Here is a 12835-nt window from a genome sequence, read left to right as displayed (position 1 = left end):
TGTTCAATTCCACTGCTCCCTCATTTCAGTCAACGAAATAAAGGACCTTTGATCGCTGAATATCCGATTTTGGACAGACTTCTCCCGTCATCGGACCGATCAAAGAAAACAGCGGTGGAGAATCCCACACCTTTGGACAACGACAATAACGATCTTTTTTTCATGGGATCCCCCTCCCTTCTGCCTCGTGCAGTTTCACCATTTCACTCATCTATGTTCATAACAAATACCTTACTATATTACTCGCTCATTCCATCGTTTCCATTAAACCATAGAATACATGATTCTGCATGGAGGATCAAATGCCCTACTTCACTTACATGACCGTTCCCTTCGGACTGTCAGTGGTTGGTCCTCTGCCCTGCTTCAGATGCTTCAGTTGAGCCACAATGATGACGCTGATAACCACCAGCAGGAACCACGAGCTGATTTTGCCGATATGCACCAAACTCCATGTCCGCTCCTGATCCGGGTAAGTCCAGGCCCCGAGAAACGTGGAGATATTCTCAGCAATCCAGATAAAAAAGCCAATCAGTAGAAACGCCAGCACCAAAGGCATGCGCAGGGTTTTTCCGTCCACGTCAAAATAGACCATGGTTCTGCCAAAGACCACGAATAACAATGCCGTGAGAAGCCAGCGCGCATCCCAAACATAGTGATGGGTAAAGAAGTTGGCATAAATCGCTGCGCTAATCAGCACGGTCAGCACTGGCAGCGGCCAGCCAGTGATGCGCAGATTCATTCGGCGCCATGCCTGACATATATAACTGGCTACGCTCGCATACATAAAGCCGCTGTACAGCGGAACGCCGCCGATTTTGCTATAGCCTGCCTCCGGGTAAGACCAAGAACCCATATGGACTTTATACAGCTCCAGCATCAAGCCGATAATGTGAAAGACACAGATGACCTTCAGCTCATCCCATGTCTCCAGCTTGCTCGTGAGCATCCCGATTTGCGCCAATATACATATGATAAGGATTAGATCATACCGCGGCAAACCAGGGATTTCTATGACCTTCGTCAGCGCCAGCGTTCCAAAGATGATCACCGGAAAGATGCAGGACAAGGCCTGCTGATAACCGAAAAACCACAGCTTCCGTATGAATTCCATAAGTTCCTCCTACCGCTTGCATTCGTATACTTTACCCTACCACAGAGCTCGAATCGAATAAAAGAACAGCATTGTCATAATTGATCCCTGCCATTAGGGTATAAAGCAAAATGAGAAGGCAGCTCCTTTAGCTGCCCTCTCATCGGTTAACATCTTATCTGATTACTCTTTAGATAGTATCTAACGCCAACCAAAATTTCTACCAACCTCGATCAATCACTTGATCTGATTCATGTTGAAGCATTCTACGTCATGTCTCCGCAGCCGAAGGGTCATTTTCATCCTATGGCTGGCAAATATCGCGTTAAAGCGCGACATGACCCGTTGATTTTTTCTTTTTGACCCGTAACAAAAATGTAAGAGGTATGGCCACGACCGCCACCATCGTGCCGATCATGAATACATCATCGATGCCCATGGTCGTCGCGGCACGCTGGGTGGCAGCTGCGCCTGCGTCCATGTAATGGGACGTTCTGGATACAACCAGGGCGCTGAAAATACCGATCGATAACGAGGCCAGCCCTTGGCGGGCCCAGTTCGTAATCGACGATGCATGACCTGAATACTCGCTGGACACCGCGCTCATCGCAGCGTTCGTTAACGGCATATTGCACAGGGCAATGCCCAGGCAGCGAATCAGCTGCAGCAATGCAATATACATCACCGACGTTTGAGTGCCGATTCCGCTGAACGCCAATGTAGCTGCAACAATGATGATGACTCCCGTTATTACCAGGCGGAATGGACCGATCCGATCATAAAATTTGCCGACAATCGGCGATGCTGCCGCCATGACGATCGCGCCCGGCAGCATGATCAGCCCCGTATCCATCGGGGATAGCTTGAGCACGGTCTGCAAATAGAGTGGCACGAGTAGGGTGCCTGTATACAAGGAGATCGTCACGATACAATTCAAGATCAAGCTGTACCGGAATCGACGGAACTTGAATACCTTCAGCTGCAATAACGGAGATGGGATGCGCAGCTCCCGCTTGATAAAGAGCAGGAGAAGCAAAATGCCGGAGAGTAGCAAGGAGAGCGTCTTCCAGGACCCCCAGCCCCAATTGTTGCCGTTACTGAAGGAGAGCAGTAAAAAGGAGCTGCCCGCCACCACCGTCAAGAAGCCGAGGAAATCGAATGTCTTCTTGGCGGTCAACCGGTAATAAGGAATAAATTTGCTGACGATGACGATCGAGATCAGGCCGATCGGAACATTGAGAATGAAAATCGATTTCCATCCAAAGTATTGCACCAGCCATCCGCCTAAGGTCGGCCCGATCACCGGCGCCAGCATGGAAGCCAAGCTCCATAGACCCATCGCATAGGCTTGTCGCTCGCGCGGAAACACCTGGTAAATGATGGTCATCGTAATTGGGATGATCATCCCGCCGAATACGCCCTGCGTAATCCGGAACGCAATCAACGACTCGATGTTCCAGGCGACGATGCATAACAGCGACGAAAGTGTAAAACCCGTCAAGGCGAGAACGAACAGCCTTTTGTAGCTAAGCTGGTCCCCCATGTAGCCCACAATCGGAGCGATAATGCCCGTCGCCAACAGATATCCGGCCATCAGCCATTGGGTGGTGCTCAGGGTGGTATGGAACTGCTCCATCACAACCGGAAAGGCCACATTGATGGTAGTGATGCTGAGCACCGCCAGAAAATTCCCAAAAAACACGGCGCTCATAATAAGCCAAAATGATGAAGATTTATCGTCAGTATTCACTAAGAAGCCTCCTAAACAAAGTAATCCCGCCCGGATCTGATGTACAGAACTGGAGGCAGGATTACTTAAGCATAATATACATAACTCGATACATTACTCTGTCGGAAATAATTTGCGGCCCAGCAATCGCAGCAGAATATACAGATTATCCGCCTCATCCTGATCCATCTGTTTAAAGGATTCCATGATGGGATAATCCCCCTCGCTGCGCGCATCAAGCACAAGCTGTCGGCCTTCTGCTGTAAAGTTGACATAGTGGCTGCGTCCATCGGTCGGATTCGGCGTTCGGACCACCAATCCCCGCTGTACCAATGCATCCACCAAATACGTAATCGTGGCAGCTTTAAGCTCCATATGCTCTGCCAACTGGTTGGGGAGCCAAGGTCCCTGCTGCTCGATCAAACTCAGGATCTTATACTGATTCATCGTCAAATCGTTCTTTCTTAGATGATTCAGGAAAGACACGACACGATGTCTCGTCATTTTGTCCGATAACTCACGATACATATCCATGAGTCTATCCACGCTTGCTTCTCTTCCGTACTCCAGAGTATTTCACCTCAAGTATTTATTTTAGTTCAATCATTCTAAGTTGTAAACACCATTTTCATAATTTTCATTCCATTTACCTATGTTTTTTCATGATTCGACATTGAATTACTTAGAACATTTAAAGTTATTTATAAGGTTGCGGTTATTCCTCATCGTCTTCAAACAGTTCCTGCAGCATGGCTTCCCGATGATTAACAAATTCCTTTGTAATCATATAATGATCGGTTTCCTCAAGGCTGGACTCTTCCAGTCCTTCGGATGTCAGCTTATAGATAATGGAATCCGGATAGGCCATAACAATGGGTGAATGCGTTGCAATAATAAACTGCGAGTCATCGCGGACCAGGTCATGAATCCGCCTGAGCAGCGCCATCTGGCGCAGAGGAGATAAAGCCGCTTCCGGCTCGTCCATAATATATAACCCATTCCCCCAGAAGCGATGCAAAAAGGTGGCAAAAAACGACTCACCGTGTGACTGCTGGTGGAGCGATTTGCCGCCATATGAGTTTCTGATAGGTGGGCCGAAGCTATCCTCGGCATCCAATCGGTCAATATTCGTCGCGACATTATAGTAACTCTCCGCCCGAAAGAAAAATCCATCCCGCGGTTTGCGTACACCCCGGACAGTTCGAATATAGGCATGGAGCTTGGAGTGCGTCTCCTCTGTCGAGAACGAGAAGTTCATCGTTCCTCCCTCCGGGTTAAACCCGAGCGCCGTAGCAATGGCCTCCAGCAGCGTGGATTTGCCCATACCATTCTCGCCTATGATATACGTAACCTTGGGGTGGAACTGGAGCCCATCCAAAGCAGCAACGGCTGGCAAATTGAAAGGATATTCATGAAATGACGGAATACGCTCCCTCATTAAAACAACGCTTCGCAGATAGGCAAGCATAGCTGCGTTATCCAAGCGCTCCCCTCCTTGATCTACTGATAGCTTTTTTTATTATCTCCTACTATATACCATTGTCTCAGTATGGCACCAACCAGAAAAGAGTACTCGCGATCCATGCGGCTGCCGTAGAATAGTATATCCAAGACTGAATGGGGGGCGTCCTGCTGCTCTTGGGATGGGATAATGCGGTACGTTGCAATGCGGGACCTAGCGGTGCAGCCTTGGGAGAGGCATGTGGGACATTAGGTACGAAGCGTTGGGGTGCAGACTTTGCAGTGCGAGGCGTTGGGGAGGCCATGGAGGACGTTGCCGAAGCCAGGGGAATAAATAAAGGCCATCATTTTAGTTAAATAACCAAAAAAGCGCCAACTCAGGGCTCATCGGCACCTGGAATGACGCATTTTTTCATGTTAATAAAGCTATTCTACCGACACTATTCGCTTACGATAAATTGATAAAGCTCCTCGACCTTTGCATCGGTCAGATCGCCGCTGTTATCAAACACTTTAACGGATTCTTTCGGAATATCCCAGTTCACTTCCGGTACGAAGTCCACACGCTTCTTGAAGTCGTCCCAATGATCCAGCTTCCATTGATCCCGCTCGGTCTGTCTGTCAATGATCCGCTCCTTCTGCAAGTCCATATCGCTGAGCGCGACCACAATGACCTTTACGTCTACATCGTTTTTCGTTAATCCTGCGGATGTGATGACTTCTTCAATCCATTCGCGATTCTTGAGCTCGGCAGTAAATGGAGAAATCATAAATACATTCTGCCCGGCCCCCAAGTTCTCAATGCAAATATCCTTGGTCGTATCATATTCTAAATCACGCAGATTCTCTTTATAGAAGGAAGAGTCGCGGTCATTCGAATCCAGTCCGTTGCTCTCCAGGAACTTCTCAACGAAGCGTCCCCCTACCGTGTCACGGTCGAGAAATGCAGCCGGTATACGGACTGCAAGCTTTTTGGCTACGGTTGTCTTACCTGTACCCGCTACGCCGACGAAAAACACTAGCTTTTGCAAAATGTATCCCCCCATATGCTCTCTATCACTCTAATTCCTGCTGTTATACTTAGCAGTTATTACGCACGTTCTATCCGGTAACGGGTTTCCTCAATGAGTTCCTCCATCGCGGAGGCCAAGCGTTCCTGAAGCACTTCCGCTACATCAAATCCGCCATCCTCGGTACGTGCCACTTGGGCATCCACCGCGTACACGCCGCCCAGAATATGCCGTGCTCCAATCGAAGATAGCACCGGCTTGAGCGAATAATCAATCGCCAGCAGATGCGCCAGACTGCCGCCGATGAACATCGGAAGCACGATTTTGCCAGCCAAACCTTTTTGCGGAATCAGGTCCAAGAATGTTTTGAGAACGCCGGTAAACGACGCTTTATAAACCGGACTTGCCACTATGACAGCATCGGCCTCGGCCACAAGCCCATTCGCTTTGACAATATGCTCACTCTCAAACTTGGTATGAATCAAATCCTCCGGCGGCAGCCCGGCAACGTCAATCCGGCTCACCTCGAAATTGGCAGCAGTGAGTGCCTGCTCGGCATAATCCATTACCGCATTCAATCGGGATCCGGCTGTCGGACTCCCGTTAATAATAACAGCTTTCGCCATATTCATTCACCTCGGGTATCTAATAGTATGTCATCTCATCATTCATCAATCGCTATGTAAGGTCCTCCCGACTTAGAACCAGAAGGCCATAGCCTCATCTTTAGAGAAAAAAGACGACTATAAGGACAGCGAAGTCTTCCGTAAGAGTCACTCTACAATCCGACTTCAGCTCAGCATAAATCAGAGCAAACTTGTCAGGATTATTATCATCGTATCAATGTGTCCGCGCTTTTGTCAATGCAGCGAGACTGCCAACTCAGCCTATGGCGTTCACGAAACATGCCCTCATTTTTATAATCCAAGTCACGATCAGAACGGCAAAAAAATCATCAAGATGTAACGCTACCATTCTCAGGAAGCAGCGGCGAGTACATCATAAGCGCATGATTCTCGGTAATCCATTCATCGTGCAGCAAATCGCCTTCCCTGCTGAATACTTTCCGGCCGATGACATTATGCCTCGCATATCCTCCCCATGCTTCCTGGGTTATGCGATGTTCCCGTTCATATACTTCATAATGATAGAGCGGAGCGGCGCTGGAACGCCATTCCCCGATTAAGTCCTCTTCCCCTACGTATATCGAGAGCTGATATGTGTCATTCGTTGGATTATGAATCTGAAGGTCCAAGTAATTATAGGCACATGTAGCGCCGCTGCCGAATGGCTGGGTCCGGTTCGAATCCGGGAATACGTCATAACTGTGCCGATGCCGCTCCTTCACTTCAAGCGGGCTATGCAGCGTCATCCAGTAGATAAGGTTAGACAGCTGACACAAGCCTCCGCCCACGCCGGTCTTAAAGCCTCCATAGAATAAAACCATGCCGTCTACGTATCCTTTCCTCCGGGTCGGACGGCCAATGGCTCTCCAATAGGACAATGTCTCTCCGGGGCGAATCAGAAGTCCGTCTAAATGGCGGACAGCCAGACGCAGGTTGATCACCTTATTATGCTGAACCCACATATCGACGTCTTTTAATTGGCGCATCAGCGGAGTTTGGTGTCCGAAAACTGAAAATGGCAGCAGCTCAGCACTTTGTGTACGCGCGATGGCAACGCTGCTCTTCTTCATCCATTCCCAATAACGCCGGCATGTAAAATAGTGCCTGCCTGCCCACAGGCGAAGCTTTGAACGTTGTATCGGTTTCATCAGGTGATCATCCTCCTTGGCCATTATGATAGATTGGAAATATTTTACCACAGTAGCCCGAAAGACATCGCAATTAATTCCGTAAACCTCGCGTTTGCGCACGACCTTTCTCCCATTCTGCTCCTAAACGGCACCTTGGAGTGGGCGCATGCATAGAGATAAAGCATCGACATCACGAAAGCATCCATATGCCAAAGGAGGAATGAAATGAATCCACAGCAGCCCGTTCCATATATAGGCTCCAAAACCGAATGCAAGGAACAGCCCATCGCTTTTCCTCCCCAGCATCAAAGCTGCCAGCCGGGCCTTGAGAGCCTGATGTCACCACGTCCGATCAGCGAAGATCCCGCTTACACGGGCAGCAGTAAACTGGAGGGCAAAATCGCCATTGTGACTGGAGGAGACAGCGGTATCGGCAAAGCGGCGGCCATTGCTTTTGCCAAGGAAGGTGCCGATCTGGTCATCCCATACTTATATGAGACTTCAGATGCCGAAGTCACCAAGCAGCGGATCGAGTCGTTTGGAAGGCGCTGTCTTTTGATAAAGACCGACCTGCGGCACAAGAAAAACTGTGAAGCCGTTGTGAACGAGACGATTGCCTGCTTCGGAAAGCTGGATGTTCTGGTGAACAATCATGCCGTCCAATACGTACAGCGCAGCATCTTGAACATGACGGAGGAACAGCTGCACCACACCTACAAGACGAATCTCTTTTCCTTCTTCTTCATGATCCAGGCGGCGCTCCCCCACCTGAAATCCGGAGCCTCGATCATCAATACGGCATCCATTACCGCCTATGAGGGCTCCAAGGAGCTCATCGATTACTCCTCCACCAAAGGGGCTATTGTTTCGCTTACAAGGTCCTTGGCTCTCTCGCTGGTCGAACAAGGCATCCGCGTAAACTCCGTCGCTCCCGGCCCGGTCTGGACACCGCTCATCCCATCCAGCTTTTCTGCGGAAGAGGTCGCTGTATTCGGGACTGATTCACCGATGAAACGGGCCGCACAGCCCTATGAGCTGGCACCCGCTTATGTGTATCTGGCCTCATCTATTGATTCTTCATATGTTACGGGTCAGGCCATTCACGTCAATGGCGGGCAAATGGTGACCAGTTAGCATGTGTGCTGAAAATGTTCGAGAATTCGACGAATAAACATGCAGAGGATGTGTGCAATGAACAGCGAAATTCCCAGAAGGTCCGGGCGGATGGATATGGGGTTTTATGCATTAAACAAGCTGGCGAGCGCGGGCATCGTCGTATTGCTGCTAAGCCTGCTCGGTTGGATATGGCCTTCCAGCGCTGACCGGGCTTCGGAGTGGTTGGGACTTTATTTGCCGCAAGAGCACTGGATATACGGCTATGCGCTGACGGCATCACTGGCAGCAGACGCCATTCTCTCATTTCTGCCCTCGCTTCAGAAGGGCAAACAAGCTGCGGTGTATGGGGCAGTCGGTTTTCTGTTCTTTGCACTGTTTACGGGAGGCAATCCTGATCAGATCTGGTTACGTGCTGCTGCCGGATTGCTGACACTGCTGCTGTTCCTATGGGGAAAGCACAATTTCTCCAGCTATTCTCTAGCCACCCCGTTCTTCGCCTTGGCCGTTCCCCTGCTCTGCTGGTTGATCTAATTTCTGATTCGCACTTAACTTAAAGCTTCCTCCCCATATAAAAAGGGCCCTTCTCGGAGGGCCCTTCATCTTCGCTTCACAGTGCTTCGATCACATCGCCGGCGATGACCGAGGCGGGATGACCCCGGCGCCGCGCGGCCTTCTCGCCAGCGCAGCCGTGCAGCCACACGCCAAGCGCGGCTGCAGCAGGACCGGCATATCCCTGCGCCAGCAGGCTGGCAATGATGCCGGTCAGCACATCCCCGGTACCTCCGGTCGCCATGCCGGAGGTACCGGTTGTGTTAATGTAGGCCTGTCCGTCTGGCGCAGCCACGACGGTATGCGCCCCCTTGAGCACGAGGGTCACCCCGTGCTCCCTCGCGAACTTGGTAGCCGCACTGATCCGGTCCCGCTGCAGCTCGGCCGTCGGGATCCCCAGCAGCCGAGACATCTCCCCGGGATGCGGGGTCAGCACTGTTGCTGCGGCACGCGGCTTCCAGCTCTCGAAGTCTCCGGAAGCAGACAGCATATTCAGCGCATCAGCATCCACCACGAGCGGCCCGTCCCATTCTTCCCACAACCGGCGGAGCCACCTGCCATCTCCTTCAAAACGACCAAGCCCCGGACCTACCGCCAAGACATCGCGGGTCTTCGCCAGTTCAAGGACCCGCTCAGCCGATGGCTCGTTCCAGTAGCCGTCGCTCTCCTCGCCTGTCGCTGGGGCGAGCATCACCTCGGGCACGGCTCCGCTGAGCGGCAGTACCAGGCTCGCAGGGAGCGCCCAGGTGACCAGGCCGCAGCCCGCACGAAGTGCTGCCCGGGAAGCAAGCAAGCCTGCGCCACTCATCGTGCGGCTGCCTCCTACGGTCAGCACATGACCGTAGGTGCCCTTATGCCCGTCCGGCGCACGAAGACGTGTCACGTCGGCACCCAGCTCGGTCCGAAGGACATCCGGGGTGAGCAGGTAGGTGCCGATGCCCTGCTCACGGCACAATGATGCGGGGATGCCGATGGAGCGGACTACCACCCGGCCGGCCGCCTCGGCGCCGGGGGACTGCACCAAGCCTCGCTTCAGGAAGGCGAGGCTTACCGTCACCGCGGCCAAAATGCACGGCTCATGCCGCGCGCCGGTATCGGCGTCCAGTCCGCTTGGAATATCCGCGGACACGATCGGCAGGCCGCTGTCATTGGCGGCCTGGATCAGCGCGGCGTAAGCGCCGCGGGGCGCGCCCGTCGCGCCCGTGCCAAGCAGCGCGTCCACGATGCCGGTGAACGCGCCAAAGTCCACGGCACAGCTGCCGTGGACCAGTGCCGGGATGCCGAGCGCTGCCGCGGCATCCCGCTGCACAGCCGCCTCGCCGGCAAGCGCGGACGGCTCGGCGGCGTAGAGCAGCGTGACCCGGACACCCGCGTCACGCAAATGCCGGGCGGCGACCACACCGTCGCCGCCGTTATTGCCCTTGCCCACCAGAATGAGCCAGTGCTCCTGCGCTGCAAGCGCGGTGGGCAATACAGCCGCATCCCCGTCGATAACAGGCGATGGACAGCTCATCTCCAAAGCCAGATCATCCGGAGCCAAAAGGCTCTTCTTGGCAGCCGAATGATCCCGGAAGGATCTCTGCTCTCCATGCTGTCCATTCTCCAGCATAAATGCCTTATGGTCACCTGTACTGCTCCCTGTGCGCACGATGCGTAGTTCGGGACATGCTTGGATGGCTGTCGGCCATCCAGCTGAGCGAACGGCTGCTGGGGAGCGGGAGTCTGCATGACCCATTCGTTCACGCTCTAGGCACAGCTTCAGCACTTCCTCGGCGATCGCTTTCCCCGCGTTCTCCATCAGCGCAATCGCCGGAATGCCGATTCGATGAATCGTATGGTTGTCGAGTGCCCTCATCTGTTCAGACGTTACTACATACATCCAAGCTCTCCCCTTTGCTTCGATATATCATAACCTTCATGTCGGGCATCAGGATGCCTATTTATTTCTTAATATGCAACGGTAAAACGGGATTTGATAAACTGCGGATCATCCAGCTCGTCGATCATAGCCACGGCGAAATCCTCTACGGAGATCCGGCTGCTCCCGCTCTCGTCGGTCACCAGACGGTCCATGCCAATCCGGAACTGTCCGGTACGTTTCCCCGGCTCAATCACAGCCGCTGGGCTCACATACGTCCATTCCAGATCGCTTTCCTTATAAATATCGTAAGCATCTGCATGCGCACGGGCAAGCGGCCTAATTTCCCCAGGAAATTCCGGAGTATCCATAAGCGGTACACCAGTATCGCTGATCAGGCTTCCAGCCCCGCCAACAATCAGCAGGCGAGATACGCCGCCGCGTTTGGTGCCCTCAACGATCGTCCGTGCGGCAGCCAGCAATTCCTCCTCCTGGCCAAACTTCGGACCAAACGCACTGATCACAGCGTCATGTCCCTGAATGGCCTCCTCCAGCGAGGAAGGATCCATCACATCCGCCTTGACCTTGTTCAAACGCTCATGCTCCTGCTCCAAGCGCTCGGGATTGCGTAGAATCGCCGTTACATCATGCCCTCGACGCAGAGCTTCCTCTGTAATTCGTTTGCCTATCGTACCGCTTGCACCAATGATTGCTACCTTCATACTTCATCGCTCCTTTTTGTCTAGAAATTATACTATATCACCTGCCGTGATGAATGGCTTCACAAATACAGAAACCTGGAATATAAACACGCCCCGAATACCTAACACACCTCCTACTTTACTTATCCCCTTACACGCCTGTTCAAACTCCTTCTGTTTATTCTCCTGCGAAACAACAATACTTTAGACCTATGTATCCAATTAAATATTTCACCGATACAATAATTAAATACATATTCGCGAAATTTCCTAGGATGCATATCAGCTTCGAATGTCGTGTTCATCCAGTATTTTTGTCGTAATTTGTCGTTTGTCAATGATTATATCGTACACCAAAGGGGATAATTCATTATGTTTAAAAAAGGGTTCCGCTTGCTGGCCGCCTGTCTTGCAACCAGCCTGTTATTGCTTGGCAGCTTGTCCCTCCATCCTGATACTGCTACAGCCAAAGCTAACCAGAGGGCAACCTGGTTTTGGGATACCCAACAGATTAAAAATTCAACCGAGGATATTATTAGCTTTGCCTCAAGCCAAGGAGTCAATGTCCTGTATCTTCAGATGAACCGCGACGTTCGCCCCGAATACTACCGCCATTTTATCAGTCAGGCTGGGGAAAAAGGGATTGAGGTTCATGCCCTTGGCGGCGCACCTAACTGGGCGCTGGAATCAGAGCAGCATCGATTAGCGTCCTTTATGCAGTGGATCGCTGAATATCAGGCGGCTGCAGCACCGAATGAGCGATTTACCGGTATTCACGTAGATATCGAGCCGCATGTGCTGCCTGAATGGAGAGCTAATCCTGCCTCGGTCATTCCGCAATGGCAAGAGAATGTTCGTTATCTGGTCGGAGAAGCTCACTCCCTAAACCTGCCCATCGGGTCGGATATGACTTTTTGGCTGCATACCTATCAGCTGCCTGATCAATCCATGTCCGTCAGCCGATGGATGATCCAGCAGTTCGACCAAATCGCGATTATGGCCTACCGTGATCAGGCAGACAATATTTATAATCTGGCCGCTGCCGAACTGACGGAAGCCGATGAACTTGGCAAAGAAGCCTTGATCGCGGTTGAGACGAAATCCAGCAATGAGGGGAACTACATTACCTTCTTTGAAGAAGGCACGGCTTATATGGAAGAGCAGTTGTCCAAGGTAAACACCAAAGCGCAGAAGCACTCTTCCTTCTCCGGCATCGCCATTCATGATTACAGGTACTGGAAGGAACTACACGAAGCTAGACGATAAATTCTAGCCGTGAGTCCTCATAACAGGATATACACGCCATTTCATTAGTTCTCGCCTAACACGATAGATAATAAAAAAACAACAACGATCCTAAATAGTCGTTGTTGTTTTTTATATTCGTCATCTCTTAAAAGATGATTATGCTGTCAGGACGAGGAGCAATACATAACCGATCGTGATTTTTGCCCGCCGGAAAGGCGCTCTGCTTATTTGTGCTTTCGTCATAAGGCTTCTCCCCCTTCGCCTGTTTTGAACACCCTCTCTTGTTATTGCATTATATGTACTTTCATTCCATA

Annotated in this window: 14 protein-coding genes; 4 read left to right on the top strand and 10 right to left on the bottom strand. The window is 51.5% G+C overall.

From position 1 onward, the window contains the following. Positions 1-29: 29 nt before the first annotated feature. The 5 genes from AM231_RS30280 to AM231_RS23255 all read right to left on the bottom strand — a co-directional run bounded on the left by AM231_RS30280 (position 30) and on the right by AM231_RS23255 (position 4305). The gene (locus AM231_RS30280; RefSeq protein ID WP_278044648.1) at positions 30-164 is read right to left on the bottom strand and encodes a hypothetical protein; all 135 of its coding nucleotides are present in this window, start codon (positions 162-164) and stop codon (positions 30-32) included. Between the two features lie 152 nt (positions 165-316). After that, positions 317-1114: a DUF817 domain-containing protein gene (locus AM231_RS23270; RefSeq protein ID WP_054404715.1), complete on the bottom strand. Its 798-nt coding sequence runs from the start codon at positions 1112-1114 to the stop codon at positions 317-319. Between the two features lie 304 nt (positions 1115-1418). Beyond that, the gene (locus tag AM231_RS23265; RefSeq protein WP_054404714.1) at positions 1419-2843 is read right to left on the bottom strand and encodes an MDR family MFS transporter; all 1425 of its coding nucleotides are present in this window, start codon (positions 2841-2843) and stop codon (positions 1419-1421) included. 93 nt (positions 2844-2936) lie between these two features. Continuing rightward, a complete protein-coding gene (locus tag AM231_RS23260) occupies positions 2937-3368 on the bottom strand; it encodes a MarR family winged helix-turn-helix transcriptional regulator (protein WP_242615288.1) in 432 nt (143 codons plus the stop codon). 169 nt (positions 3369-3537) lie between these two features. Then, positions 3538-4305 (bottom strand): AAA family ATPase, encoded by a 768-nt coding sequence (locus tag AM231_RS23255; protein ID WP_054404713.1) that lies wholly within the window; start codon positions 4303-4305, stop codon positions 3538-3540. Between the two features lie 134 nt (positions 4306-4439). On the opposite strand from AM231_RS23255, the gene AM231_RS23250 reads away from it, so the two are divergent. Next, complete coding sequence (locus AM231_RS23250; RefSeq protein ID WP_131724793.1) at positions 4440-4640, top strand: hypothetical protein; 201 nt, start codon at positions 4440-4442, stop codon at positions 4638-4640. A gap of 83 nt (positions 4641-4723) precedes the next feature. Here AM231_RS23250 and AM231_RS23245 read toward each other — a convergent pair whose 3' ends face one another. The 3 genes from AM231_RS23245 to AM231_RS23235 form a co-directional block, all read right to left on the bottom strand. Next, entirely contained in the window at positions 4724-5314 is a 591-nt protein-coding gene (locus tag AM231_RS23245; RefSeq protein WP_053490134.1) for a P-loop nucleotide/nucleoside kinase family protein, read from the bottom strand. A 59-nt stretch (positions 5315-5373) separates the two neighbouring features. Continuing rightward, a complete protein-coding gene (ssuE, locus tag AM231_RS23240) occupies positions 5374-5919 on the bottom strand; it encodes an NADPH-dependent FMN reductase (protein WP_053490135.1) in 546 nt (181 codons plus the stop codon). 329 nt (positions 5920-6248) lie between these two features. Beyond that, complete coding sequence (locus AM231_RS23235; RefSeq protein WP_054404917.1) at positions 6249-7067, bottom strand: VanW family protein; 819 nt, start codon at positions 7065-7067, stop codon at positions 6249-6251. A 207-nt stretch (positions 7068-7274) separates the two neighbouring features. Here AM231_RS23235 and AM231_RS23230 point away from each other — a divergent pair, with 207 nt between their 5' ends. Continuing rightward, positions 7275-8183 carry an SDR family oxidoreductase gene (locus tag AM231_RS23230; RefSeq protein ID WP_054404711.1) on the top strand — a complete coding sequence of 303 codons (909 nt, stop codon included), beginning with the start codon at positions 7275-7277 and terminating at the stop codon, positions 8181-8183. Between the two features lie 57 nt (positions 8184-8240). Continuing rightward, positions 8241-8696, top strand: a complete 456-nt coding sequence (locus AM231_RS23225) for a hypothetical protein (protein ID WP_054404710.1) — start codon at positions 8241-8243, stop codon at positions 8694-8696. Positions 8697-8772: 76 nt separating this feature from the next. Here the strand turns inward: AM231_RS23225 and AM231_RS23220 are convergent, their stop codons facing one another. Further along, the gene (locus AM231_RS23220; protein WP_054404709.1) at positions 8773-10593 is read right to left on the bottom strand and encodes a bifunctional ADP-dependent NAD(P)H-hydrate dehydratase/NAD(P)H-hydrate epimerase; all 1821 of its coding nucleotides are present in this window, start codon (positions 10591-10593) and stop codon (positions 8773-8775) included. Positions 10594-10661: 68 nt separating this feature from the next. Next, on the bottom strand, positions 10662-11294 hold the full coding sequence (locus AM231_RS23215) for an NAD(P)-dependent oxidoreductase (RefSeq protein WP_054404708.1): 633 nt from the start codon (positions 11292-11294) through the stop codon (positions 10662-10664). A 351-nt stretch (positions 11295-11645) separates the two neighbouring features. Here AM231_RS23215 and AM231_RS23210 point away from each other — a divergent pair, with 351 nt between their 5' ends. After that, entirely contained in the window at positions 11646-12539 is an 894-nt protein-coding gene (locus tag AM231_RS23210; protein ID WP_054404707.1) for a hypothetical protein, read from the top strand. Positions 12540-12835: the final 296 nt, after the last annotated feature.

It is taken from the genome of Paenibacillus solani, from assembly GCF_001277345.1.
GTDB lineage: Bacteria > Bacillota > Bacilli > Paenibacillales > Paenibacillaceae > Paenibacillus_AQ > Paenibacillus_AQ solani.
The sequence above is the reverse complement of the archived record's forward strand: the minus strand, read 5'-3'. Positions and strand labels throughout refer to the sequence as shown.

Bases quoted from the DNA above. Each gene is read 5' to 3' on its own strand.
- AM231_RS30280 (WP_278044648.1), bottom strand. From the start codon at position 164: ATGAAAAAAAGATCGTTATTGTCGTTGTCCAAAGGTGTGGGATTCTCC.
- AM231_RS23270 (WP_054404715.1), bottom strand. From the start codon at position 1,114: ATGGAATTCATACGGAAGCTGTGGTTTTTCGGTTATCAGCAGGCCTTG.
- AM231_RS23250 (WP_131724793.1), top strand. From the start codon at position 4,440: ATGGGGGGCGTCCTGCTGCTCTTGGGATGGGATAATGCGGTACGTTGC.
- ssuE (WP_053490135.1), bottom strand. From the start codon at position 5,919: ATGGCGAAAGCTGTTATTATTAACGGGAGTCCGACAGCCGGATCCCGA.
- AM231_RS23235 (WP_054404917.1), bottom strand. From the start codon at position 7,067: ATGAAACCGATACAACGTTCAAAGCTTCGCCTGTGGGCAGGCAGGCAC.
- AM231_RS23230 (WP_054404711.1), top strand. From the start codon at position 7,275: ATGAATCCACAGCAGCCCGTTCCATATATAGGCTCCAAAACCGAATGC.
- AM231_RS23225 (WP_054404710.1), top strand. From the start codon at position 8,241: ATGAACAGCGAAATTCCCAGAAGGTCCGGGCGGATGGATATGGGGTTT.
- AM231_RS23220 (WP_054404709.1), bottom strand. From the start codon at position 10,593: ATGTATGTAGTAACGTCTGAACAGATGAGGGCACTCGACAACCATACG.
- AM231_RS23215 (WP_054404708.1), bottom strand. From the start codon at position 11,294: ATGAAGGTAGCAATCATTGGTGCAAGCGGTACGATAGGCAAACGAATT.
- AM231_RS23210 (WP_054404707.1), top strand. From the start codon at position 11,646: ATGTTTAAAAAAGGGTTCCGCTTGCTGGCCGCCTGTCTTGCAACCAGC.